The sequence below is a fragment of the Salinimicrobium oceani genome (genome assembly GCF_012037645.1).
Window position 1 is genome coordinate 1 of sequence record NZ_JAAVJR010000273.1, and the last position, 575, is coordinate 575.

Below are 575 nucleotides of genomic sequence, written 5' to 3' on the forward strand. Positions count from 1 at the left end.
TTTGTCCACACATCTTATTTGATCAAGTGCCACCTGCCCTTTTTTCCCATTCAAAACCACATTCACCCTCATTGGAAATTTTCTGATGCTGCTGGTGACGGGCGCAATTAATACGGTTCCTAAAAGATTGTTTGACACATCGGGCTAATGACAACTGCGGGCCGGGTTTTGTTGATTTCTCTGCCTACAATGGGATCGAGGTTCACCCAATATACTTCGTATTGCTTCACCATTCCCAATCTTCATTTCTTTCATCTTCAAAAAAGTCAGAAATAAGACGCGTAGGTTGCCCCTGCTTCTCAAGTTCTGCTTTTATCATTTCTTCCCAACCTTCACGAGCTTCTTTTTTTGCAGAACTAATCACTATTTGGTCGTTCTTCACCTCCAGACGCACCTTTTCCTTTAAACCAATGAGATCCAAAAGTTCTGCCGGAATAATGATCCCTTTTGAATTACCTATTTTTACAATTTTTGCTTCCATACCTATATTTTTCTGGTTCTATTAAATTATAACAATTGTTATAACTTATAGACCATAAACCCAATTCTCCGCCAAAAAATTTTCAAATCACCTG

The 575-nt window shown here is 38.8% G+C and carries 1 protein-coding gene and 1 pseudogene; both read right to left on the minus strand.

Translation table 11 applies throughout. The features are described 5' to 3' along the window. Positions 1 to 233, minus strand: a pseudogene (locus tag HC175_RS24790) (type II toxin-antitoxin system PemK/MazF family toxin); the annotation flags it as partial. Beyond that, complete coding sequence (locus tag HC175_RS16695; protein ID WP_168026123.1) at positions 227 to 481, minus strand: AbrB/MazE/SpoVT family DNA-binding domain-containing protein; 255 nt, start codon at positions 479 to 481, stop codon at positions 227 to 229. The pseudogene HC175_RS24790 and the gene HC175_RS16695, both read right to left, overlap by 7 nt. Positions 482 to 575 lie beyond the last annotated feature (94 nt).